At 41.8% G+C, this 23,286-nt stretch carries 31 protein-coding genes; 17 read left to right on the top strand and 14 right to left on the bottom strand.

What is annotated here, in order from left to right:
* The first annotated feature begins 48 nt into the window (after positions 1-48).
* Positions 49-699, top strand: coding sequence for a DsbA family oxidoreductase (locus ICV01_RS05480; protein ID WP_215286495.1), 651 nt, complete (start codon positions 49-51; stop codon positions 697-699).
* Here the strand turns inward: ICV01_RS05480 and ICV01_RS09145 are convergent.
* The 4 genes from ICV01_RS09145 to ICV01_RS05460 are packed head-to-tail and all read right to left on the bottom strand — an operon-like array spanning position 677 to position 2,805.
* A complete protein-coding gene (locus ICV01_RS09145; protein ID WP_215286494.1) occupies positions 677-886 on the bottom strand; it encodes a cysteine-rich CWC family protein in 210 nt (69 codons plus the stop codon). The genes ICV01_RS05480 and ICV01_RS09145 overlap by 23 nt on opposite strands.
* Positions 883-1,404, bottom strand: a complete 522-nt coding sequence (locus ICV01_RS05470; protein WP_215286493.1) for a DUF1003 domain-containing protein — start codon at positions 1,402-1,404, stop codon at positions 883-885. The genes ICV01_RS09145 and ICV01_RS05470 overlap by 4 nt, the downstream gene beginning before the upstream one ends.
* Entirely contained in the window at positions 1,404-1,871 is a 468-nt protein-coding gene (locus ICV01_RS05465) for a hypothetical protein (RefSeq protein WP_215286492.1), read from the bottom strand. Before ICV01_RS05465 ends, ICV01_RS05470 begins: the two co-directional genes overlap by 1 nt.
* Entirely contained in the window at positions 1,840-2,805 is a 966-nt protein-coding gene (locus tag ICV01_RS05460) for a D-2-hydroxyacid dehydrogenase family protein (protein ID WP_215286491.1), read from the bottom strand. Before ICV01_RS05460 ends, ICV01_RS05465 begins: the two co-directional genes overlap by 32 nt.
* A gap of 97 nt (positions 2,806-2,902) precedes the next feature.
* Between ICV01_RS05460 and ICV01_RS05455 the strand changes: the two genes are divergently transcribed.
* The 6 genes from ICV01_RS05455 to ICV01_RS05430 all read left to right on the top strand — a co-directional run bounded on the left by ICV01_RS05455 (position 2,903) and on the right by ICV01_RS05430 (position 7,322).
* Positions 2,903-3,877, top strand: a complete 975-nt coding sequence (locus ICV01_RS05455; RefSeq protein WP_215286490.1) for a tripartite tricarboxylate transporter substrate binding protein — start codon at positions 2,903-2,905, stop codon at positions 3,875-3,877.
* A 14-nt stretch (positions 3,878-3,891) separates the two neighbouring features.
* Positions 3,892-4,446, top strand: a complete 555-nt coding sequence (locus ICV01_RS05450) for a carboxymuconolactone decarboxylase family protein (protein ID WP_215286489.1) — start codon at positions 3,892-3,894, stop codon at positions 4,444-4,446.
* 90 nt (positions 4,447-4,536) lie between these two features.
* Positions 4,537-5,145: a response regulator transcription factor gene (locus ICV01_RS05445; protein ID WP_251369321.1), complete on the top strand. Its 609-nt coding sequence runs from the start codon at positions 4,537-4,539 to the stop codon at positions 5,143-5,145.
* Between the two features lie 17 nt (positions 5,146-5,162).
* Complete coding sequence (locus ICV01_RS05440) at positions 5,163-6,143, top strand: hypothetical protein (protein ID WP_215286487.1); 981 nt, start codon at positions 5,163-5,165, stop codon at positions 6,141-6,143.
* A gap of 43 nt (positions 6,144-6,186) precedes the next feature.
* Positions 6,187-6,741, top strand: coding sequence for a chromate transporter (locus tag ICV01_RS05435; RefSeq protein WP_215286486.1), 555 nt, complete (start codon positions 6,187-6,189; stop codon positions 6,739-6,741).
* Positions 6,738-7,322, top strand: a complete 585-nt coding sequence (locus ICV01_RS05430) for a chromate transporter (RefSeq protein ID WP_215286485.1) — start codon at positions 6,738-6,740, stop codon at positions 7,320-7,322. Before ICV01_RS05435 ends, ICV01_RS05430 begins: the two co-directional genes overlap by 4 nt.
* 60 nt (positions 7,323-7,382) lie before the next feature.
* On the opposite strand, the gene ICV01_RS05425 is transcribed toward ICV01_RS05430, so the two are convergent.
* Positions 7,383-7,586, bottom strand: a complete 204-nt coding sequence (locus ICV01_RS05425) for a cold-shock protein (RefSeq protein WP_088813360.1) — start codon at positions 7,584-7,586, stop codon at positions 7,383-7,385.
* 387 nt (positions 7,587-7,973) lie between these two features.
* On the opposite strand from ICV01_RS05425, the gene ICV01_RS05420 reads away from it, so the two are divergent.
* The 4 genes from ICV01_RS05420 (at position 7,974) to ICV01_RS05405 (ending at position 10,932) form a co-directional block, all read left to right on the top strand.
* Entirely contained in the window at positions 7,974-8,669 is a 696-nt protein-coding gene (locus tag ICV01_RS05420) for a nitroreductase (RefSeq protein ID WP_215286484.1), read from the top strand.
* A 54-nt stretch (positions 8,670-8,723) separates the two neighbouring features.
* Positions 8,724-9,161: a TlpA disulfide reductase family protein gene (locus ICV01_RS05415; RefSeq protein ID WP_215286483.1), complete on the top strand. Its 438-nt coding sequence runs from the start codon at positions 8,724-8,726 to the stop codon at positions 9,159-9,161.
* A gap of 150 nt (positions 9,162-9,311) precedes the next feature.
* On the top strand, positions 9,312-9,641 hold the full coding sequence (locus ICV01_RS05410) for a c-type cytochrome (RefSeq protein ID WP_215286482.1): 330 nt from the start codon (positions 9,312-9,314) through the stop codon (positions 9,639-9,641).
* A 13-nt stretch (positions 9,642-9,654) separates the two neighbouring features.
* Entirely contained in the window at positions 9,655-10,932 is a 1,278-nt protein-coding gene (locus ICV01_RS05405; RefSeq protein WP_215289154.1) for an FAD/NAD(P)-binding oxidoreductase, read from the top strand.
* A gap of 43 nt (positions 10,933-10,975) precedes the next feature.
* On the opposite strand, the gene ICV01_RS05400 is transcribed toward ICV01_RS05405, so the two are convergent.
* From ICV01_RS05400 to ICV01_RS05390, 3 genes are read right to left on the bottom strand one after another with little or no spacing between them, the layout of a single operon-like run.
* On the bottom strand, positions 10,976-12,289 hold the full coding sequence (locus tag ICV01_RS05400) for a replication-associated recombination protein A (RefSeq protein WP_215286481.1): 1,314 nt from the start codon (positions 12,287-12,289) through the stop codon (positions 10,976-10,978).
* A 13-nt stretch (positions 12,290-12,302) separates the two neighbouring features.
* Positions 12,303-12,770 (bottom strand): DUF3429 domain-containing protein, encoded by a 468-nt coding sequence (locus tag ICV01_RS05395; protein ID WP_215286480.1) that lies wholly within the window; start codon positions 12,768-12,770, stop codon positions 12,303-12,305.
* Positions 12,771-12,773: 3 nt separating this feature from the next.
* Positions 12,774-13,625 (bottom strand): 3-hydroxybutyryl-CoA dehydrogenase, encoded by an 852-nt coding sequence (locus ICV01_RS05390; protein ID WP_215286479.1) that lies wholly within the window; start codon positions 13,623-13,625, stop codon positions 12,774-12,776.
* Between the two features lie 155 nt (positions 13,626-13,780).
* Here ICV01_RS05390 and purU point away from each other — a divergent pair, with 155 nt between their 5' ends.
* Positions 13,781-14,647: a formyltetrahydrofolate deformylase gene (gene purU, locus ICV01_RS05385; protein ID WP_215286478.1), complete on the top strand. Its 867-nt coding sequence runs from the start codon at positions 13,781-13,783 to the stop codon at positions 14,645-14,647.
* Positions 14,647-15,312 carry a VTT domain-containing protein gene (locus ICV01_RS05380; protein ID WP_215286477.1) on the top strand — a complete coding sequence of 222 codons (666 nt, stop codon included), beginning with the start codon at positions 14,647-14,649 and terminating at the stop codon, positions 15,310-15,312. The genes purU and ICV01_RS05380 overlap by 1 nt, the downstream gene beginning before the upstream one ends.
* A 2-nt stretch (positions 15,313-15,314) precedes the next feature.
* On the opposite strand, the gene ICV01_RS05375 is transcribed toward ICV01_RS05380, so the two are convergent.
* A complete protein-coding gene (locus ICV01_RS05375) occupies positions 15,315-15,965 on the bottom strand; it encodes a glutathione binding-like protein (RefSeq protein ID WP_215286476.1) in 651 nt (216 codons plus the stop codon).
* A gap of 14 nt (positions 15,966-15,979) precedes the next feature.
* Complete coding sequence (locus ICV01_RS05370; protein WP_215286475.1) at positions 15,980-17,188, bottom strand: pyridoxal phosphate-dependent aminotransferase; 1,209 nt, start codon at positions 17,186-17,188, stop codon at positions 15,980-15,982.
* 18 nt (positions 17,189-17,206) lie between these two features.
* On the opposite strand from ICV01_RS05370, the gene yaaA reads away from it, so the two are divergent.
* Positions 17,207-17,980, top strand: a complete 774-nt coding sequence (yaaA, locus tag ICV01_RS05365; RefSeq protein WP_215286474.1) for a peroxide stress protein YaaA — start codon at positions 17,207-17,209, stop codon at positions 17,978-17,980.
* A 3-nt stretch (positions 17,981-17,983) separates the two neighbouring features.
* Here the strand turns inward: yaaA and ICV01_RS05360 are convergent, their stop codons facing one another.
* The 4 genes from ICV01_RS05360 to ICV01_RS05345 form a co-directional block, all read right to left on the bottom strand.
* Positions 17,984-19,195, bottom strand: coding sequence for a DUF2863 family protein (locus ICV01_RS05360; protein ID WP_215286473.1), 1,212 nt, complete (start codon positions 19,193-19,195; stop codon positions 17,984-17,986).
* Between the two features lie 73 nt (positions 19,196-19,268).
* Positions 19,269-19,451, bottom strand: a complete 183-nt coding sequence (locus tag ICV01_RS05355) for a hypothetical protein (RefSeq protein WP_215286472.1) — start codon at positions 19,449-19,451, stop codon at positions 19,269-19,271.
* Between the two features lie 85 nt (positions 19,452-19,536).
* Complete coding sequence (locus ICV01_RS05350) at positions 19,537-20,517, bottom strand: CoA ester lyase (protein ID WP_215286471.1); 981 nt, start codon at positions 20,515-20,517, stop codon at positions 19,537-19,539.
* Between the two features lie 3 nt (positions 20,518-20,520).
* Complete coding sequence (locus ICV01_RS05345; protein WP_215286470.1) at positions 20,521-21,507, bottom strand: malate dehydrogenase; 987 nt, start codon at positions 21,505-21,507, stop codon at positions 20,521-20,523.
* Positions 21,508-21,668: 161 nt separating this feature from the next.
* Between ICV01_RS05345 and ICV01_RS05340 the strand changes: the two genes are divergently transcribed.
* The 3 genes from ICV01_RS05340 (at position 21,669) to sdhD (ending at position 23,284) form a co-directional block, all read left to right on the top strand.
* Positions 21,669-22,397 carry a GntR family transcriptional regulator gene (locus tag ICV01_RS05340; protein WP_215286469.1) on the top strand — a complete coding sequence of 243 codons (729 nt, stop codon included), beginning with the start codon at positions 21,669-21,671 and terminating at the stop codon, positions 22,395-22,397.
* Between the two features lie 128 nt (positions 22,398-22,525).
* Positions 22,526-22,912, top strand: coding sequence for a succinate dehydrogenase, cytochrome b556 subunit (gene sdhC, locus ICV01_RS05335; RefSeq protein WP_215286468.1), 387 nt, complete (start codon positions 22,526-22,528; stop codon positions 22,910-22,912).
* Positions 22,913-22,921: 9 nt separating this feature from the next.
* The gene (gene sdhD, locus ICV01_RS05330) at positions 22,922-23,284 is read left to right on the top strand and encodes a succinate dehydrogenase, hydrophobic membrane anchor protein (RefSeq protein ID WP_215286467.1); all 363 of its coding nucleotides are present in this window, start codon (positions 22,922-22,924) and stop codon (positions 23,282-23,284) included.
* The last annotated feature ends 2 nt before the right edge of the window (positions 23,285-23,286 follow it).

The following is a 23,286-nucleotide window of genomic DNA, read 5'->3' as shown; positions in this document are numbered from 1 at the left end:
CAATCCAATCTCTCAGCATTCATGGGCATAACCATAGATAATTAGCTCATGGAAAAAACTGTAGAAATTGACTTTGTTTCAGATGTGGTTTGCCCGTGGTGCGCCGTTGGTTTTGGAGCCTTGGAGCAGGCTATTAAGAATTTAGATGGCCAAGTAAAGGCTCAAGTGCGATTTCAGCCTTTTGAGCTAAATACGCAGATGCCCAAGGGTGGGCAAGATATCGTTGAGCATCTCACCCAAAAATACGGCATTAGTGCTGAGCAGGTGCAAGTCAATCAAAAAAATATTCGTGAGAGAGCCGCTGCAGTTGGATTTGAGTTTCATCCAGAAGGTCGTCAACGCACCTATAACACATTTAATGCACATCGCTTGTTGCATTGGGCCTTGCATGAGATCGGTCCGGATGAGCAGTACCACCTCAAAAAAGAGTTGCTGAAGACTTATTTCACATTGGCTCTTAGTGTTGATGATCCGATTAATCTTTTGGATGCTGTTGCTAGAGCTAATTTAGATGTAGGGCGTGCTAAAGAAATTTTGGATTCGGATTTATTCGGACAGGAAGTGAGAGAGGCGGAAGGTCATTACACCGGTTTAGGTATTACGTCCGTACCTTCCATTATTTTTAATAAAAAACACCTTTTACAAGGTGGGCAACCAGTTGAAACTTTTGAGCAGGCTATTTTGCAATTGGCGCAATAGTTTTATCGAGACTTAATTTTTTTAAGCAGCTTGGACATAAACAACCTATATCAGGGTTGAGCTGATTGGTGTTAATAGCTGGAAGACTAAAACACCAGCAATCAGTTTTTCCAGCAAGGTTATCGCAGCAAAATTGAGTCTTGCATATGGCGCATGTTTGATTATTAATGTTGCTTTTGCTATTCATGATTTGGTTTGCATATGCTCAATCTTGTTACTTAAATCGCGAATCGCTTCTGTTAAAAACAATAATTCTTTCTCTTTGAGTAAATCAATTTTTTGATGAAGTAGTTCTATTTCAAGCTCTGCTTTAACATTGACTTCAAAATCATTGCTGGCCTGTTGTCGATCTATTTCCGCTTGTCGATTTTGACTCATCATGATGGCGGGAGCGGTATAGGCCGCTTGAAATGAAAGTAAGAGATTGAGCAATATAAATGGGTAGGGATCCCATGCACCTTGGCCGATCACAATGTTGCCGGTAATCCAAGCGGCAATAGCCATGCTTTGAATGATGATGAACCGCCATGACCCAACGGTTTTTGCTACTGCATCAGAAACTCTTTGACCTAGGGTGGCTTGATTAGCTATTTGATCTTGATGTGGAGAGGTCTGTTTGGGATAACTTTGCCTATGGGCTTTGCGGTGAGCACGCAAAGCTTCAAGAATTTTTATTTCTTCTGGGGATGGGCTGTGTGTGTTCATTAAGACCTCTTCAAAATAATCAGCGTAATGCCTGGGTTACCAAAAATATCTTTTCTAAGTATGTTCTTAATTTGTGGTTGATACCGTAATAATTCTTGATAGATTTCTTTCCCAGGTAATAAATCTTCGCCAGCATAATAGCTGTCAATAATATGATTGCGTCGTTGGTAAAGAAGTTCTTGCCGAATAGCTTCTTTAATTCGGCCACCTTTGCCACTAGAGCCATAGCCATGTATGACTTTGACAATGGCAATAGCGGTTCCGTTTAAATTATCTAGAGATTGATCAAATTGATGAATCGCTTGTTCAACCGTGGGTAATGTTATTTCTAAGTTAATGGTGTAAATACCAGCTTCCTTTTTGGATAGTGCTGGTTTATTAGGGGATCCGCAAAAAGGGCAGACTTTGTCTAAAGCCCTTAATGGATTGCCACATTCAAGACACGGGGCGGACAGTCGGTTTGCCATGTAACCATGCTTCTAAGGATTCAATCACGCCATTTGCAAAACTTTGAAATACGGGTTTTGCCACAAATCCTAAGTGTGGAGTGAGTAGAGTGTTGGGGCTGTGGCGTAAAGGGTGATGTGGGTCAAGTGGCTCGTGATCAAATACATCAATAGCCGCGCCACCAATTGAATGATTATTAAGCGCATGAACAAGAGCTTCAGTATCAACTAAAGTGGATCTAGATGTATTAATTAATAAAGCATCTTTTTGCATGAGTGATATTTTTTCTTTACTTAATAAGCCTTTAGTTGTTGGGCTAGCTACTAAATGTAAAGAAATAATCTGAGACCGTTTTAAAAGTTCTTCTAGGCTAACGGATGTTACCCCGATAGCGGCAGCTCTTTCTGGAGTCATATTGGGGCTCCAGGTTAAAACATTCATACCAAATGCTTGGGCTACTTTGGCTACGCGACTACCAATCTCACCTAAGCCAATTAATCCTAAGGTTTGCCCATTCAGAACAGGTAATAAAGAGTGGGTATTGCGCCATTCTTGTTTGAGCAAAAGGGTATTTTGCTCAACGATCCGCTTATGAATGCCTAAAATAAGAGCCCAAGTTAATTCAGCGGTACTTTCTTTGGAAGGCCCCCATTCTGTATGGCTAATAGTGATATTTCTAGCTTTGAGTGCTGCAACATCAAGTGCTAGGTTGCGGGTACCTGTAAAGACGACATGTTCTAGCAGTGGAAGTTGTTCAATGAGGCTTGCTTGGAGAGGGGTTCTATCTCTCATCAGAACCAGTCCATGAACCCCTTTAAGAGCTTTTAAGAGAGCTTCGCCTGTTAAAGGTTGGTGGAATATCTCAACTTGGGCTTTAGATTCGATTTTTTCCCAGTTGGATAGCCTTTTATAGGCGTTTTCATAGTCATCTAGAACAACAATTTTTTTGTTCACGGCAGCCTCGTTTTTTTATTTGCTTAGATTATAGGAGTGTGGGATATTTACGCTGTCATAGAGCTAAATCCATCGGATCTTAAATAGAGGAAATAATATGAAATTTAAGCTTTTAAGTAGTTTGCTTGCTTCATTGTGTCTTATTGGGGTTGTTCAGGCTCAAAGTCAAGATTGGCCTAATCATAAGCCGATTCGTTTAATTTCCGTATTCCCTCCTGGAGGTTCTGTTGATCAGGTGGCGAGGATTTTGGCGCCGTCATTGCAAAATCAATTGAAGCAATCGGTGATTGTTGAAAATATTGGTGGTGCATCTGGGGTGATTGGTACGAATGCTTTGGCCAAGGCAGCTCCTGATGGGTACACTTTCGCTGTTGTTTTTGATACCCATGGTGTTAATCCTAGTCTTAAGGAAAAAATGCCTTATGACACCAAAAAAGATATTGCGACTGTCACCATGATTGGTACGGCGCCAATGGTTTTGACAGCTAGTAAAGCTTCGGGCATTACTAGCTTTAAACAGTTGATTGACCAATCAAAAGCTAAAAAGCCAGCAAATTACGGTTCAATCGGTACTGGAAGTTTAGGTCACTTGGCTATGGCATTGTTAGCTAAGGAAGGTAAGTTTGATTGGACGCATGTGCCTTATCGTGGCGGTGGCCCTTTGATGCAAGACGCGCTAGCTGGTCATGTGCCGTTGGCAGTTGGCTCTTTATTTTTGGTAAAACCTCATATTGATACAAATGGCATTATTCCTTTGGTAGTCACAACTAAAAAACGTACAGTTGAACTGCCTAATGTACCAACGGTGGCTGAGAGCGGTTACCCTAATTTTGATGCGCCAGCATGGTGGGCCATTATTGCGCCTGCTAAAACCCCAGAAGCCATTATTAATAAAATGCATGCGGAAATTGCTAAAGCATTGAAGAGTCCTGAAGTCTCCAATCGCTTGAAATCTCAAGGTGTTGAAATAGCAGGATTAGGCCCTAAGCCTGCCCAAGAGTTTGTTAATAAGCAAATTGATATCTGGGGCAAGTTTGTCAAAGAAAACAGTATTAAAGAAGATGCTAATTAAGTTGGGTTATCTCAGTGAGTTCTGAAGATAAACGCTTAGTGCCATATCAACCGCTGGACTTGAAAGAGCCAGCGGAATTGGTGGCGGCTATTCGCCATCGCCGAGGTGGTGATTTAATTAATCTGGATCGTATGCTGTTGCATAGCGCGCCTTTTGCTAAAGGGTGGAATGCTTTCTTAGGTGAAGTGAGAAACAATTTATCCTTGGATCCTAAGTTGCGTGAACTGGCAATGTGTGGAGTGGCAGTTATTAATCGAGCTGAATATGAGTTCATTCACCATGCGCCAGTATTTGTATCTGCGGGAGGCAGTGAAGAGCAGGTGTTGGCCATGAGAGGTATTGGTCAACGCACCATGCCACAGGGACTCTTCAATGCCTTAGAGCAGGATGCGATTGAATTAACTATTCAAATGACCAAGGCTGTTGAGGTTGACCCTAATTTAATGGGGCGATTACAAGAAGCTTTAGGTTCTCAGCGCTTAGTTGAGCTGGTAGGAGTTATCGCCACCTACAACATGGTGTCAAGATTTTTAGTCGCACTTGATGTGACCCCTGAAAAGCATCATTAACCATGCATAAGTAATATTAGCTATAAGGCTAATAGCCAAATATTGCAAAGATTACTAGTATTACCTTAAGTAAACAGATGGATGGATGTTGTGAATTCTTTAGGTCATATATATGTTGTAGAAGATGATGAATCTATGCGTAGCTCTTTGGCGCGCATGTTAAAGACCTATGGCTATACCGCTGATATATACGCTTCTCCAGAAGAATTTTTAGAAAAATCCGTACCAGTTTCTCCAGCTGCGATTCTGTTAGATATGCGCATGCCATCCATGTCTGGAGTAGATTTGCAGAAGCGTTTGGTTGATATGGGGCGTATAACGCCGATTATTTTCATTTCTGGTGAATCTATGTCTCATGAGATTGTTACAGGAATGAAGCAGGGCGCAGTCGATTTTTTATTTAAGCCATTTAACTTAGATGAAATGTTATTGGCGTTAACTAATGCAGTAGCTAAAGATCGAGAAAATTTTAAGAAAATTGGTCAATCTTTATCATTGCGACAACGTTATGAGTCACTAACTCCCCGTGAGACAGAGGTATGCGCGTTGTTGGTCGATGGCTTGATGAATAAAGATATTGCGGTGGAGTTGGGGACTACCAATGCCACTATTAAAGTGCACAAAGCACGTGTGATGGAAAAAATGCAGGCAGATTCATTGCAAGATTTAGTTCGTTATATGATAGCTTTAAATGAATAGTGGTCGAGGAGACTTTTATGGCGGGTGGCTCAAAAAATAAAGCAGCAGCGATCCCTGAAATTCAGGGAAAAGTGCTGCAGTCCGCACGACAGAGACTGAAAATGAAGCCGGAAGAGCTTGGGGTCAAAGCTTGCTTGTCTAAAAAACATATTATTCAATTAGAAGATGGCGGTGTTTCAAGTTTCTATTCGGAAGCCCACAAAGTAACTGTAGCTAAGAAAGTTGGTAAGTTACTTAATTTAGAGGAATCTCAGTATTTAGTTTATCCAGATGGTGATCAGAGTTTCCAGAGCTCATTATCTTTTGATGTGGAAGCATTGGAAGATGAGGTTCCTGAAGAGTCAGCAGTTACCAAAGCAATCTCTAATAATCCAAGTTCTAAAGAAGAAAAATATTCAAGTAAAAAAAATGAGCCTGTCGAGCAAAAAATAAGCTTGGAAAATCTTCAATCTGGCAAAGAGAGCTTTATAAAGAAAATACCGCTTCAGCTTCCGGTGAATTTGGCGAAAGGAGCGTTACTCCTGTTGGTGATGGCCGGTCTTTACATCACCAGAGCAGATATTGTGGAGCTGTTTATGGATAAGCCAGCTCCAGTGGCGATTTCTGCTGAGCCATCTGAGCCAACTCAAGAGGCAATTGAAACTTCTGCCACTACAGTAGCAGCGGTTGGTGTGCCACCGCTACCTTCAGAGGCTGGTTGTCCAAAATCTGATGCAACAGTTCTTGAGTATCGTGTCACAGAAGCAACTAAAGCAGCGGATTTTGTGTTTATTCAATCTAAATCTAAGCAGACTATTTGTGTGATTGATGCCACAGGTAAATCTAATATGCAGTCAATGGATGTTGGATCTAATTACACTTTTACGGGTAAGGCACCGTTTACCATTTTGACCAATGGTGTATCTCAGGCAAGCATTTATTTTCAAGGAAGACCTGTTCGAGTTTCGGGTGATTCAGTTCGATCTATCAAATTACAAGAAGTTAAATTTGCTCAGTAGAGCTATTTAAATCTAATTTTTCATTAGCCATTAAAATTGGCCAATGAAGGAATTTCCTAAATCTAAATCAGAGCTTTTTTGGTCTTTTACATGGTTGGCGCTCCAAGGGTTTGGCGGCGTTTTACCTGTGGCCCAAAGAGAGTTAGTTGATAAAAAGCGCTGGTATACACAAGAAGAATTTATTGAGGATTGGGCTGTTGCTCAAGTTCTTCCAGGTCCCAATGTTGTTAATTTAGCCATTATTTTTGGGTCGCGTTATTTTGGTTGGGCTGGGGCTATTGCTGGTATTGCCGGAATGTTGGTATTCCCAATGTTGGTTCTAATTGTGTTGGCATTTTTTTACCATGAGTTAAGCGGTTATCCCGTCGTTGCGGGAGCTCTAAGGGGAATGGGGGCTGTGGCTGCTGGTTTGATTGCCGGAGCATCGCTCAAGATGGCAAGCGCACTAAAAAATCATCCTTTAGGTTATGGGCAGGCTTCTTTAATTGGGGTGGTTTGTTTTTTGGCAGTGGCTATTGTTCGTGTGCCATTAATTTATGTCTTATTGAGTTTGGGCGTTCTTTCTATTTATCTAACTTATAGAAAGATTAAGCCATGATGACGTTTACATTTTCAGATTGGTCTTTGGTCTTTTTGCACTTTTTAGGCGTGTCTTTAATGGCTGTTGGTGGTGCTGTTACGGTGATTCCTGAAATGCATCGTTACATGGTTAATCAAACCAAGTGGATGACTGAGGATCAGTTTCTAACTTCTATCGCCATTGCGCAATCTGCTCCTGGCCCCAATATTCTAGTGATTGCCATGTTTGGCTGGCATATTGGCGTTAACTCAGTAGCAATTGGTTATCAGCAATATCTATGGGGTATTTTGGGTATGTGTGTGGCAATGATGGGGGTGATGTTGCCTAGCTCACTGTTAACTTATGCCACATCTCGCTGGGTTCAAGCTAATCAAGAGAAGAGTTATGTGGTGGCATTTAAGCAAGGCTTGGCGCCAATCGTGGTGGGGGCTATTTTGGCAACCAGCTGGATTATTACGGCCACAAATAATCAATTCGAAAGAGATTGGCCGCTTTGGTTATGTACGGCAATAACTGTTTTGTTGATATGGAAGACAAGAGCCCACATTCTTGTATTGCTATTGGTTGGGGCTATCCTAGGGGGCTTCGGTTTAATCTAGGTATAAAAATAGTTACAAAAAAACCCGACCTAAGTCGGGTTTTTTTCAATCAACCAACGTTTATAGTGGGTTGATGTTAGAAGCTTGCTTGCCCTTAGGGCCAGTTGTTACTTCAAAGCTAACCTTTTGGTTTTCTTTCAAGCTTTTGAAACCGTTACCTTGAATCGCTGAGAAGTGAGCGAAAAGATCTTCACCACCACCATCAGGAGTAATAAAACCAAAACCTTTTGCGTCGTTAAACCATTTAACAATACCTGTTGCCATTACTGTAATTCCTTAAAAAAATTAAACACGGTGATTACTCACCATTTCTTGCAGGGCTGGAAGATTCAACTAACCGAATCACCCATTTTGATAAATGGTAACGACGGAAGCTACTTGAAGACCTACATGCCAAGTATCGCACAGTTTTATAAAAGATCGATGAATATTTTATAAGGGCTTTTACTAGGTTTTAAAGCTTGTACAGCCTGAAATAGCCCTAAGACCCTGAGAATATCGTTTTATGAACTATAACTATATGTTTTATATGTGTTTTTAAATGATTTTTCGGTGGAATAGCGGCGACTTTAGTAGCTCTATGATCCGATTTATTCAATATGATTTAAGATAATCGGATGCTTTTAAACCTTTTAAACAGAGAATAACCCTATGAATCAAACTGAAATTTCCAAGATCGTTGATGACAATATTAAAGCGCGCCGGTCTATTCGCGCTTTTTTGCCAACAGAGATTCCTGAGAGCACTATTCTCGATTTATTAGATGTTGCGGCTAGGGCTCCGTCTGGAACCAATACTCAGCCTTGGCAGGTTTATGTTGTTACTGGAGAAAAAAAGAAAATGATTTCCGCTGACATCATGAAAGCCTTTATGGATCCTGTTGCTATTAAAGATCATGAGGAAGAATATAGTTATTACCCTGCTAAATGGGTTGATCCTTATATTTCTCGCCGTCGTAAAGTAGGTTTTGATTTATACGGTTTGCTGGGGCTTGGTAAAGACGATAAGGAGAAGATGCAAGCCCAGCATGCGCGTAACTATCAGTTCTTTGACGCGCCTGTAGGTATCTTCTTTACGATTGATCGCGTGATGCAGCAAGGTAGCTGGTTGGATTACGGTATGTTTATCCAAAGCGTCATGTTGGCTGCTAAAGCACGTGGTTTGGATACGTGCCCTCAGGCTGCTTTTACGCAATTTCATAAAATTATTGCGAAACATTTGGATTTGAAGCCCGAGCAACAAGTAGTTTGCGGCATGTCTTTAGGCTTTGCTGACAATAGCAAAATTGAAAATACTTTAATCACAGAACGTGAGCCGGCAAAAAACTTCACTCATTTTGTTAAGTAACCATTGTTAAGAATTTATTTATCAATTTTATTTTTTTGCAGCGTGGTTGGCTATGTGCCAACCATTTTTGCTATTGAGGTTGGTGATCAATTATTGCTTGGGACTGTTACGACTGTTGATGGTCGAGTAATGGATCAAGCATATTGGAATCAGAGAAATACTTTGGTTCAGGTTTGGGCAACTTGGTGCCCATTTTGTAAAAAGCAAAATGTTCATCTAGACCAGTTAGTTAAAAAAATACCCCCGCATTCTTTAAATGTATTGACCCTATCTATTGATAAGCAAGAATCTTTGGTGGTTAATTACATGAATAAAAATAATTATGATTTCCCCGTTGCTATGATGACTCCTCAGTTAAGTCAGGCGATTGGTAAGCGTAGGGGGGTGCCGGAACTTTATATCTTGGATAAACGGGGTATAGTTATTCAAAAAGATTACGGTTTGATGATTGACTTAGATTTCTTTGAGCTTAGTAAATATGCTCAAAAATAAATGACCTTATCTTTTGCTTATTTGCTTTCTTGAGCAAGATTAGAAACAATCTCCATAGTTAGAGATTAAAACTAACTTTAGGGTGAAACCCCAAGGGTTGTTATAAATCTTAGGAGTTAATATCTTAATAACATGAGGGGGAATTGATTGATGAAAAAACTATTCATAAGTGGGTTATTAATAAGCGCACTAAGTGCTGTATCTATTGGAGCGTATGCGCAGTCATTGCAGGTGAAGCAATGGGCATCTTCTTGTTTCGCCTGCCATGGTACAGATGGATATTCAGAGGGTGGCATGGCTAGTTTGGCGGGACAAAAAAAATCAGATTTGATTGAAAAGATGAAAGACTATCAATCAGGTAAGCGTGTGGCTTCGGTGATGCATCAGTTAAGCAAGGGCTATTCTGATGAGCAAATTGAGGCGATTGCAGGTTACTTTGCGGCTTTACCTCATGAAAAGCCAGCGGCTAAAACTAAATAATTAGGAGCGCATGATGCAAAGACGTGAATTTATACAAATTATTGGAGCGGGCGCTGCTGTTACAGCATTGAGTGGTTGTGCAACAACTGAAATTAATGCCAAGGGTGCAAAAGTTGTGGTTATTGGCGGTGGGTATGGTGGCACTACTGCTGCTAAATATGTCCGTAAATTTTCTAATTACACTGCCGATGTCACTTTAATTGAACCTGATCAGAATTTTATTTCCTGCCCTTTATCTAATTTGGTGATTGGCGGTAGTAAGAAGATGGAGGACATCACAGTTTCTTATGAGGGTTTAAGAAAAAACCATGGTGTTAATTTGGTTAAAGATTCAGTGGTTTCTATTGACGTCGCTAAACGTCAAGTGAGGTTGGCTGGTGGCGCCTCCTTGTTTTACGATCGTTTAATTGTTTCTCCTGGTATTGATCTAAATTATGAGAAGTTGCCAGGTATGCTTAAGCCAAATGCTCAAGAAGAAGTGTTGCATGCATGGAAAGCTGGCCCTCAGACTTTGGCTTTAAGAAAACAAGTAGAGGGGATGAGGGATGGAGGAGTTTTTGCCATTTCCATTCCTTTGGCCCCGTATCGTTGCCCTCCAGGGCCTTATGAGCGTGCTTGTCAGGTAGCTGATTACTTTAAGAAGGCCAAGCCTAAGAGCAAAGTATTAATTTTGGATGCTAATGATGACGTAACATCTAAGCCAGGATTATTTAAAGCGGCTTGGGCTACACGTTATGCTGGCATGGTTGAATATCGCCCTAAACATTTATTAACGGATGTGGATGCTAAGAGCAAAACACTTAAGTTTGAATTTAATGACGATATTAAAGCTGATGTGCTAAATGTATTGCCTCAAATGCGTGCGGGAAAAATTGCTTTAACAACAGGTTTGGCGAACATGAACGCACGTTGGTGTGAAGTGGACTTCTTAACATTTGAGTCAAAAGTTGCGCCGAATGTGCATGTTTTGGGTGATTCTATTCAGGTGGCGCCACTGATGCCTAAGTCGGGTCATATGGCCAATCAGCATGGTAAGACTTGTGCAGCTGCGGTAGTGGCTATTTTGAGTGGTGCAGAAGTTAATCAGTTGCCTGTGTATAACAACACTTGTTATAGCTTTGTTTCTGCAACTGATGTTGTGCATGTGTCAAGTGTTCATCGTTACGATGCAGAGAAGCGCACGATGTTGACTGTGCCAGGCTCTGGCGGTCTGTCTGCTGCAGCTAATCCATTAGAGGGAGAGTACGCGCAGGCATGGGCACGTAACATTTGGGCGGATATGTTGACCTAATTAAGCTCATTAATAACAATAAATAAACCCGCTTGAAGCGGGTTTATTTATTGGAGCTATTTTTTTTGGCAGCGTCATCTAACGATTTTAGGAAGGCCATTTTTTCTTTAATTTTTGCTTCCAAGCCACGGTCTGTTGGTTGGTACCAATGCGGCTCCATAACACCTTCAGGTAGATAAGTTTCTCCTGCCGCATAAGCATGAGCCTCATCGTGGGCGTAGCGATATGCTTTGCCATGACCCAGTTCTTTCATAAGTTTGGTCGGAGCATTTCTTAAATGAATGGGAACTTCGCGTGTTTTATCTTTTGCGATAAAGGCTCGAGCCTCGTTGTAGGCGTTGTAACCAGCATTGCTTTTTGGGGCTGCTGCAAGGTAGATAAGTGCCTGGGCAAGTGCTAGCTCCCCCTCGGGGCTACCTAATCTTTCATAAGTCGTGGCTGCGTCATTGGCTAACTGAATGGCTCTAGGATCAGCTAATCCGATATCTTCCCAGGCCATGCGCACAATTCTGCGTGCTAAATATTTCGCGTCGGCACCACCATCAATCATGCGGCAAAACCAATATAGGGCCGCATCCGGATTAGAGCCTCTGACAGATTTATGTAGCGCAGAAATTTGATCATAGAAATAATCACCGCCTTTATCAAATCTACGATTGCTGCTGCCTACGGCATTACTTAAAAACTCTAGCGATACATGCGTGACGCGATTGGTTTGAGCCGCATTATTAATTTGCTCAAGTAAATTTAAAAAACGTCTTGCATCTCCATCAGCAAGATCTATCAAAGACTGCTTGGCATCCTCGTCAAATTCAAGTTGAACTAAGTTTTGTTTTTTGGCTTTCTCCAAGAGGGCTTGCATATCTTCAGCCGCCAGTGATTTGAGTACATACACTTGTGCTCGAGATAGCAGAGCTGAATTAACTTCGAAGGAGGGATTTTCTGTGGTGGCGCCGATGAAAGTGACTAAGCCTGATTCAACAAAAGGAAGTAAGGCATCTTGTTGGGCTTTATTGAAGCGGTGAATTTCATCAACAAACAAAATAGTATGTTTGCCAAATTGAGATAAGTTCAATTCAGCTTGATCAACTGCTTGGCGAATTTCTTTAACTCCAGCAAGAACAGCTGATAGCGGAATAAAGTCACAGTCAAATGCGCCAGCTGTTAAGCGGGCAATCGTTGTTTTTCCGACACCAGGAGGCCCCCATAAAATCATCGAGTGAGGTTTGCCGGAGATAAATGTCGTATGTAGAGGTTTACCTTCACCCATCAGATGACTTTGACCTACTAAATCCTCTAGGCGCTTAGGCCTTAAGGCTTCCGCTAACGGAATGAATGAGTCTTGGGTTGTGGGCATGAAGTGGCGAGGACTAATAATCCTGAATGGCGATGCCTGCCAAGATAAGACTCAGCGTGGCAACTAAAGTGAGGATGGTGCGCATCTTTAAAAAATCCGCTAAATAAAGCTCATCTTCAATGAGATGATGAAATTGCCTACGGTCAATGATTAAGGCTGTTAGTAAGGTCAGGGCAATTAAGAAATATCCCGAAGAGAAAGGTAGGTGTAGCGCAACCCAAGCCAATAAGGATGGGATAACACCCCAAACCCAGGCACCAGTACTTCTCCAGAAATGCTGGTGGGTGTGAGGAGGTTGGGGGCTGAGTAGAGGTCCCCAATGTAGAGCGCCTACAAATGAGGCAATGCTAGCGCCATATATGAGTAAAGAGTTCGCCGCCCAAAAATCAAGCGGTGGTTCAGCAAACTGAACCAGGGCCGATAGGGCTATAAAAGGAATTAATCCTGCATATCCTAGAAATCTTGTGATGGGTGCCAACATATTTTAATTGTAGTTATAAACACCTTTGTTTGTTTTGCGACCTAGATAGCCAGCTGCGACCATTTCTCTTAATAGTGGGCATGGGCGATATTTGGAATCATTGAAGTTATTGAAGTAAACCTCCATAACTGCCAAGCATGTATCTAACCCAATCATGTCAGCTAGCGCTAAAGGTCCAATAGGGTGGTTACAGCCCAACTTCATGCCAGCATCGATATCCTCAGGGGTAGCTATACCTTCTGCTAAAACAAAGAACGCTTCATTGATCATAGGAATCAAGATGCGGTTAACTACAAAGCCTGGCGCATTTTTGACTGTAATAGGTTCTTTACCTAGCGCTTTTGCCATACCTTGGACTAAACCATGCGTTACATCATTAGTTTGTAAGCCACGAATGATTTCAACCAAGGCCATCATTGGTACTGGGTTGAAGAAGTGCATGCCAATAAAACGCTCAGGCACTGAAATTTGGGCAGCTAATTGTGTAATGGAGATAGAAGATGTGTTGGTAGCGATGATGACATCTTTAGATACGATGCTATCTAACTGCTTCAGTATCTTTACTTTTAAATCATAGTTTTCGGTTGCGGCCTCAATGACCATGCCGCAAGATTTAAAGCTGTTGTAATCAGTGCTAGTTTGAATGCGTGACATTGCTGCAGTTTTTTCTGCTTCTGTCATTTTTTCTTTTTTAATCAGACGATCAAGGCTTCCAGAGATGGTGCTTAATCCCTTTTGGACGGCTGCATCGCTAATATCAACCATCACAACATTTAAACCAGAAACTGCACATGCTTGAGCAATACCATTGCCCATCGTGCCAGCGCCAATGATGCCAACAGACTGGATACTCATATCTAACCTTTGATTAATTTGTCAAAACCCTAAGTTTAAGCTGATGCTAAGCCAAATAATGTAGTTTGGATGTCAATTTTGAGGCTTTTCCTTAAAATCATCCCATTAAAATGCTTTAATACCTCAGCAAATGTTTGACCATGGATAATAGGAATATGTCGACACAAGGTTTCATTCTCAAAATAGCGTGCCCAGATCGCCCCGGAATTGTTCATGCGGTCAGCCATTTCTTATTTGGCGAAACAGCCAACATTTTGGATTCCGCTCAATTTAGCGATACCTTTACAGGGCGCTTCTTTATGAGAATTCATTTTGATAAAACAATAAAAAACCTAGATCTTCTAGAGTTGAAAAAACGTTTTTTAGATATTGGGCAGAAATTTGATATGGAATGGGAATTATTTGATGCCTCAAGTAAGCCCAAAGTCTTAATCATGGTTTCCAAGCTAGGGCATTGTCTTAATGATTTGTTATTTAGAACGCATAGTGGTTATTTGCCAATTGAAATTGCCGCAATTGTTTCTAATCATAAGGATTTTGAAGGTTTAGCAAAAACATATGGGATTGCCTTCCACCATTTGCCTTTATCAAGTGCTACTGATGCGCGTAAAGATGAGCAAGAACAACAATTACTTGATTTGATTGATCAAGAGAAAATTGATTTAGTTGTTTTAGCTAGATATATGCAAATTCTGTCGCCCGCTGTTTGCGAGAAACTGGCTGGTAAGGCGATTAATATTCACCATTCTTTTTTGCCAAGTTTTAAAGGCGCTAAACCTTATTGGCAGGCACATCAACGTGGCGTTAAGTTAATAGGTGCTACAGCCCATTATGTCACCACTGATTTGGATGAGGGTCCAATTATTGAGCAGGGCGTGGAGCGTGTGGATCATGCAATGAACCCTGATCAATTGGCAGCTGTAGGGCGTGATGTGGAGTGTATGGCTTTATCGAGAGCGGTGAGATGGCATGCTGAGCATCGCATTTTATTAAACGGTAAAAGTACAGTGGTATTCCAGTAATGATGACGATTGATTTTTCTCAGCTATTAGATCTTTTTCTGCATTTAGATAAACACTTAACGGTAGTTGTGGCTTCTTGGGGGCCGTGGGTTTATGCATTGTTATTTGCAATTATTTTTGTGGAAACTGGCTTGGTTGTGATGCCGTTTTTGCCAGGTGACTCTTTGTTGTTTATTTCTGGTGCCATAGCGGCTGTGGGCGGAATGAGTTTGCCTGTGTTGCTATTAATTTTAGTTATTGCAGCTATTTCGGGTGATGCGCTTAATTACTCAGTAGGACGTTTGATTGGCGCAAAAGTATTTTCTTGGGAAAACTCTCGTTGGTTTAACCGAGATGCTTTTAATAAGACACATGATTTTTATGAGAAACATGGACCCATGACGATTGTGGTGGGAAGGTTTTTACCTTTCATTCGAACATTTGCGCCCTTTGTTGCGGGTGTTGCGCAGATGTCATATTCAAAATTTTCTGCTTACAACATTACTGGCGGTATTTTATGGGTGGGAAGTTTGACAAGTCTTGGTTTTATGCTTGGTGAGCATCCATGGGTGAAGGCGCATTTCTCATGGGTAGCTATCGCCATGATTGTTATCCCAGGCTTACCTGCTGCCTGGGTATTTGCTAAAGCGATGTGTCAGAAGTTTTTAGTTAACCCGTCTAAATAATCTTAAGTAGGTTTTCTTAAGTTAGCTAAAACTTCTACACCACGTTGAACGGCCGGGCGTGCTGCAATTGCTTCATGCCAACGTTTAACATTCGGGAATTCATCTAAGGTAATGCCTTGATTTTTCCAAGAGCGGGTCCAAGGGAAGATGGCGATATCAGCAATGCTGTATTCCTTGCCAGCTATATAAGGCTTCTTAGCAAGCTCTTTATCCATAACTCCATATAGACGGCGAGTTTCATTGGTGTAGCGATCAATCGCGTAATCAATTTTTTGCGGCGCATATAGACGGAAGTGATGCGTTTGACCTAGCATCGGACCAACACCGCCCATTTGAAACATGAGCCATTGCAAGACTTCAAATTTTCCACGAGTAGTCTTTGGTAGGAATCGTCCAGTTTTGGATGCTAGGTATAACAAGATGGCGCCAGATTCAAACAATGAAATAGGCTTTCCATCCGGACCATTCGGATCAACGATGGCAGGTATTTTGTTGTTAGGACTGATGGCTAAAAATTCTTTTTTAAATTGATCGCCATTACTAATATTAATGGGGTGTGCCTGCCAGTCTTTACCTAAACGGTAGCCACATTCTTCTAGCATGATGTGTACTTTGTGACCGTTTGGTGTTGGCCAGCTGTAGACGTCAATCATTGATTTATTTTTACTCATAATTTGGATAGTCTTTCTAGTGCTTGTTGGAGGGTGGTTTGTTGTTTGGCAAAACAAAATCGTATGACACCAGATTCTACGGTTTTATCGTAAAACGCAGATACGGGGATAGCAGCCACACCAATCTCTTTGGTTAGCCATTGGCAGAAATCAGCTTCGTTGAGCTGTGTTTCTGGGATATTCAAATGTTTGTAGTCAACGCATTGAAAATAGGTACCTGGTGTAGGTAGTAATTTAAAACGTGTTGCTTCTAAGCCTTTACGTAGAAAGTCTCTTTTTTGTTGGTAGAAGTTGGATAGTTGAGTGTACGGTACGGGGTCTTCTAGATATTTAGCTAGACCATATTGCATCGGTGTATTGACTGTAAATACATTGAACTGGTGAACTTTTCTGAACTCATTCATGAGATGCTTTGGTGCTGCCACATAACCAACTTTCCAACCAGTTACATGATATGTTTTTCCAAAGCTTGAAATTAAGAAAGATCGATTTGCTAGCTCAGGGTGGCGAGCGACACTTTGATGTTGTTGGCCATCGTAGACCATGTGTTCATAAACTTCATCGCTACAGATTAGGATGTCGGTGTTTCTAACCAGTTCAGCTAATTTATCCAAGTCTGATTTTTCCCACACCATACCGGTTGGATTGTGTGGTGAATTAATCATAATCATTCTGGTGTGAGAGGTAATGGCTTTTTGTAATGCATCCCAGGGAATGGTGTATCCGGTAATTTTTCCTTCGCCATTTCTTTCAACAACGAGCTGCACAGGAATCGCTGTACCGCCAACTGTCTCAATGGCGGGGATGTAGGAGTCGTAGACTGGTTCAATGACAATCACCTCATCACCAGGTCTAACCGCGCAAGCGATGACTGTAAAAATACCCTGAGTGCCTCCTGCAGTCACAGTGATCTCTGTGAGAGGGTCATATATATGCTTATATAAATGGGCTATTTTTTTACTGATACCCTCGCGAAGTGGCGCAATGCCTGCCATTGGGGGATATTGATTGTGGTCTGCGCGCATGGCGTCATTAACAGCATCTAACAATCGGCTGTCACAAGAAAAATCTGGGAATCCCTGTCCTAGGTTGATGGCTTGATACTCATTGGCAAGCGCTGACATGACGGTAAAAATGGTTGTTCCCACCTTAGGCAGTCTGGTAGGCAGATTAATTTGTCTCAAAGTATTATTATTTGGATTCATTATTTTTATTATTCTGCCATGTTGATCGTACTTTCGCCTGCCAAGAGTTTGGATTATGAGACTCCTCCCACGACGGATAAGCATACGTTGCCTATTTTTATTGGGGAATCCGCTAAATTAATTAGTGAGCTCAAAAAGCTATCGCTTCAGGAAGTCGCTGAATTAATGGACTTATCTGACAAGTTGGCAGCATTAAATGTGGCCAGATTTGGTGAGTGGTCGAAGACCTTTAATTTTAAAAATAGTAAACAGGCTATTTTGGCTTTTAATGGTGATGTTTATGAGGGGTTAGATGCTAAAACCCTGAATAAAAAATCTTTGGATTATGCTCAAGATCATGTGAGAGTTTTATCAGGTCTTTATGGTGTTTTAAAGCCTTTAGATTTAATGCAGGCCTATCGATTAGAGATGGGTACTTCTTTTAAAAATGCGGTTGGTAAAGATCTGTATGCATTTTGGGGAGAGAAGATTACCCAAGCACTCAAGAAAGAGTTGGATCAACATAAAAATCAAACATTGATCAATTTGGCTTCCGATGAGTATTTCAAATCGGTCGCGCCAGCTAAGTTAACTTATCCGATTGTTGCACCGGTTTTCCAAGACGAAAAAGCAGGCAAATACAAAATTATTTCCTTCTACGCTAAGCGCGCTAGAGGCTTGATGACGCGATATATCATTGATAACAAAGTTGATAAACCAGAGGGTTTAAAAGATTTTGATTTAGAAGGTTATCAGTACGCTCCGAAAGAAAGCTCTCCGGAAAAGCCAGTTTTTAGAAGAAAAGAACAGTAACTGTTAATGAAATAAAGGTTGTTGGTCTGGAGTGTCTTCTGGCATTTCTGCATGAACAATTTCGCCAGCACGGTCAACAAACATAGGGGCGCCACAGTCTTCGCATACCTCTGGATTAAATAGTTCAGCGTGCCTAAATTGATCATCAATTCCTGATACTTTGATGGTGTCATAGATTTCACGTATCGGGCTGTCATCAATAGAGATGTCATTTAAGGCATCGTTAGCGACAAGCTCTCGGTCATAGAGTGGCCATACAACACCGTAGACAATTTCTTTGGAACCTTTTAGCGCAAAAGAAATGCGGTATTCGTCACATTGTTCTTCACCAAACCCGCCTATGACACAAGATAATCCCGCTGAACTGACATTGAGCATGGATTCAAGATAATTAACGGCGGCCAAGATGCTTAAAGGACGAATTTTTCTATCTGCTTCTCGGCAATTGGTGAAGTACGCTTCTGGAAGTGTGAGCTCGAATTCGCAACCAGGAATAACTGCGGCAATTGTGTCCCGCATGCCGATTTGCCAATGTTGTAAACAAACACTTCTCTCTTGGCGGCGCGGACTTTCTTCTTGCCACCTAAAGAGAGGTGTCCCGCTAGGTGCAGCCACGGCACCAACAATATAGCGGGGGTCTGCTAGAACCGGAATTGTTTCGGGCATGTCTCTTAACTCAAGCTTGATTTCACTTGAATTAACAGCTGCAGAAGCTAGCTTTTCAAGTAATAACCTAGTTTGGCAATGAGAGTGGGGCATTTGATCAATGCTATATAGCCAGGGTACTAAAGCAATGCGGGCGTGTTGTGAAACGATCTGTCCGTGCAATTGATTGCCGGTAGCAGTAATTGTTTCCGTGCTTAATTTTCCCGATGGAATACTGTAACGAGTTCTAGCAATGATGGGAATGGCAATTAATACGACATCCCATGTTTCACCTTGATGCTCTAGTGTCAGTGATTCCGCTAATGTTTCAGCATTCTCCGCAAGCGCATCAAATGCGATAGGATTAATCTTTAAGGTTTGGTCTAGTGCGCTTTCAATAGCGTTTTGATTTTGTGCGTGCAGTAGCCTTAAAAGACGTTCTAGCAGTTTACTTTCCCAAAAAATATCTTCAACTCGACTGCCAGAGGCTGCCAAAGAAAGAGCGTCAGATACAAGGCGTTCTGCTTCTGGTGAAATGCGGGAAGAGTTTTTAGGTCTATAACTGGACATGTAGACATTCTAAGCAAAACGCCCCGACATGCGGGGCGTTTTTTATCTATCAGCGATAGATATATAAATTCATTTACTTCTTAGCTGGTTCTGCAGCAGGAGCAGCAGGAGCTTCTTTCTTGGCATCTTCCATGTGAGCTGCTTCTGCGCCGTGTTTTTCACCGCCCATATCAACTTCTGCATCGCTCTTAACTAAAAGATAACCAGCAGCTGCAATCATGGCTACTACGAGGATCAATATGGCTTTATTGCTCATGTGAATTTCCTTTTTCTGATGAATCGTTAGTGTTAAAAGTATCTCGAACCGTCAATATAACTCTTTATTAGACTGAATTCTTTCGTTAAGCTGACTTGAAAAGCCTTTCAAGTTTGGCTGGCAGGTTTTGACCACCTGCAAAGCCTTTTTGCAAAACGGTCCAAAAGTAGCGGTAGCTTGCTCGGTCGTGGAGTTTGCCCTCAAATTGAATGGGTCCCCAGTTAGCTTCTTGAGCCGCCAATAGGATGGATCCAGCGATTTCAAGTTCATGGGCGCTAGGAGAGAGCGTTTTGACAATTACTGGAATTTGATTGGGGTGAATACTCCATTTACGCATGTATCCAAATTCATTTTTAGCTCTTAAGGTATCGGATTCGATAACGGCGACATCATTGATATTGGTGCAAACATTATGAGATGGAACTTTGCCATGCGCATGGCAGGCCGCTGAAATTTCTAACATAGCACGTGCTACTAACGGATGATCAAATTGCCCTCTATCCATTGCTTCGGCAGGAATTGCGCCATGATGAGCAGAAACAAAATCCATGAGACCAAAACTGAGAGACTCAATTTGAGGAAGGGCGGCTAGTGCATACACATCATGTAGGGCCCCATGTGTTTCTATGAGGACTTGAATAGGTATTGCGCGATGAATGTTTGCTGTTTTAGCAACGCGGTTAATTTCATCAATAACCATTTGTGTTTGTTGGGCTGATTCCACTTTTGGAATCATGACAAAAGCTATTCGAGTTCCAGCTTTACCAACTAGTGTGGCAACATCTTTTTTCCATGAGGGGTGGCTTGGATCATGAATGCGCACACCTACACGGTTAAATTTATTTTCAGAACTTAAAACAAGCTGGGCAACTAATTCAGCATGCTCGGACTCTTGACCTACGGGGGCACCATCTTCACAGTCAAAGGTGATGTCAAAGATAGGACCTAATTCAGATTGCAAAGCTAAAGCTTTACGCATGCGCACTTCCGTGCCTGCGTAGTGATCACAAACAGGTAAGGCCCTCGGAAGGGCCTCACCTTGAAACAACACTTGATTAGCTTGCATGGATTACAACAGGTGTTTTACGCCGTCTTGTTCTTCAGTCAATTCTTTTAAAGTGAATTCCATGCGTTCACGAGAGAATGCGTCGATTTCTAGACCTTGAACAATCTTATATTCGCCGTTTTCACAAGTAACAGGGAATCCATACATAACTTCTTTAGGAATATCATATGAGCCATCTGAAGGGATACCCATTGTTACCCACTTGCCATTTGTGCCGCAGTGCCAGTCATGGATATGGTCGATAGCAGCATTTGCAGCAGAGGCAGCAGAAGATAAACCGCGCGCATCAATGATTGCCGCGCCACGCTTGCCGACTGTTGGCAAGAATGTATTTTTATTCCATTCTTCATCGTTAATCATTTGCTTAACTGATGTGCCACCAATCGTAGCAAAACGGTAGTCAGGGTACATTGTTGGGCTGTGGTTACCCCAAACAATTAGCTTTTCAATATCAGCTACTGCTTTACCAGTTTTAGTTGCCAACTGTGACAAAGCACGGTTGTGGTCTAGGCGTAACATCGCTGTGAAGTTTTTCGCTGGTAGATCTGGAGCAGACTTCATCGCAATGTAAGCATTGGTATTCGCTGGGTTGCCAACAACTAATGTTTTAACTGTACGTTTTGCTACAGCGTTCAATGCTTTACCTTGCGCTGTGAAGATTTGAGCATTTGCAGACAACAAGTCCTTACGTTCCATGCCTGGGCCACGTGGACGTGCGCCAACTAATACAGCGTAATCAATATCTTTGAATGCTGTCATTGGGTCGCTATGAGCAGTCATGCCTGCCAACAATGGGAATGCGCAGTCGTCGATTTCCATCATTACGCCTGTAAGAGCTTTTTGAGCTCTTTCGTCAGGAATTTCTAACAATTGCAAGATAACAGGTTGATCTTTACCCAACATATCGCCGTTAGCGATACGGAATAGTAATGAATAACCGATTTGACCGGCTGCGCCAGTAACGGCGACACGCAATGGGGCTTTTGCCATGAATTTGCTCCGAGCTTAAAGTAAATGAAAAGGGTATCTTGCGCCTTTGTCCTGACGCAAATCCTACAAAGTTTAGGATTTATCAATATTTCTGTCAATTAGTCTTATATAAGACATAAGTGTGTAGACGAAAACCCCCTCAATGTGATGAAATATCAATCATGACAGAAACGACCGCTACCTTTAGCCCGCTATACCAGCAAATTAAGGCTTTGATTTTGGCCAGCCTTCAGTCTGGCGAATGGAAGCCAGGGGAGGCAATTCCTAGCGAGAATGACTTGGCTGCTCGTTTTAAGGTTAGTCAGGGTACAGTTCGCAAGGCAATTGATGAATTGGCTAGTGAGAATTTGCTCATTAGGAGGCAGGGTAAAGGTACCTTTGTAGCTACACATCATGAGGATAGGGTTCATTTTCGGTTTTTGAAACTGGTTCCTGATGAGGGGGAGCCCCATTACCCGCAAAGCAAAATTTTGGACTGTAAACGTTTAAGGGCGCCAGCAGAAATTGCCCGTCTACTGGATGTAAAACCCGGTGACCCAGTCATTCAGATTGAAAGAATCCTATTTCTTTCTAATCAACCCACGGTTTATGAAGAAATTTGGTTGCCTGGGACGACTTTTAAGGGATTAAGCACGGAGCGCTTGGTTGGGTGGCGTGGACCGATGTATGCGCTATTTGAAACAGAGTTTGGCACTCATATGGTGCGGGCGACCGAGAGATTGCGTGCGGTAGGCGCCAATGAGCAATCTGCCAAGGCTTTAGGTGTGGCTGTAGCCACGCCTTTGTTGGCGGTCGAGCGAGTTTCTTATACTTATGGTGAGAAGCCTGTTGAGGTTCGTAAAGCTGTGTATTTGACTGCTAGCCATCACTATCTGAATGAATTGAACTAATAATGCTCAAGTTTTAAGCATTTATATGTATTTGAAGAATATTTTTTTCAAAAGTCAGTCTAGAGAAAGTTAATTAAGCGATAAAATCAAAAAGTTTTGCAACACAGCAAATATAAGTGAGGACAGAAATGCCAGATTTTAGAAATATTCATGTTTTTGATTTGATGAAATATCGCTTGCCTTGGGCAGGTAAGGTTTCCATCTTGCACCGTGTTAGCGGTTTATTGATGTTCCTTTTGATTCCTTTTGTTTTGTATTTATTTGATAAAAGCATCACATCTGAAATTAGTTTTTCTACATTTAAGGCTGTTTTAGCTAATCCATTCGCTAAGTTGGTTATCTTGGCATTGATTTGGTCTTACTTGCATCATTTCTGCGCAGGCATCCGTTTCTTGATGCTTGATTTACACAAAGGTATCGATAAGAAATCTTCTGCTCAATCAGCGGTAACGGTTTTAGTCGTTAGCTTAAGCTTGACAGCCGTATGCGCTGCTAAGTTATTTGGTTTGTTTTAAGGAGTGAGCATGGCGAATAACAATATTGGACCGAAGCGCTTAGTTGTTGGTGCTCATTACGGTTTGAAAGATTGGTTATTGCAACGTATTACTGCAGTGATCATGGTGATTTTCACTTTAATTTTGTTGGTGTCATTCTTGTTGGGTGATGCTACTTATGATGGTTGGGCTGGCTTGTTCTCTAACCAAATTATGAAGCTCATTACCTTTTTGGCAATTTTGAGCTTGCTTTATCACGCTTGGGTAGGTGTTCGCGATATCTGGATGGATTACATCAAACCAGTTGGTATTCGTTTGACATTACAAGTATTAACCGCGTTATGGCTGATTGCTTCAGTTGGCTATGCCGCACAGATTCTCTGGAGGGTGTAACG

The organism is Polynucleobacter sp. MWH-Spelu-300-X4 (genome assembly GCF_018687515.1).
GTDB lineage: Bacteria > Pseudomonadota > Gammaproteobacteria > Burkholderiales > Burkholderiaceae > Polynucleobacter.
The sequence above is the reverse complement of the archived record's forward strand: the minus strand, read 5'-3'. Positions and strand labels throughout refer to the sequence as shown.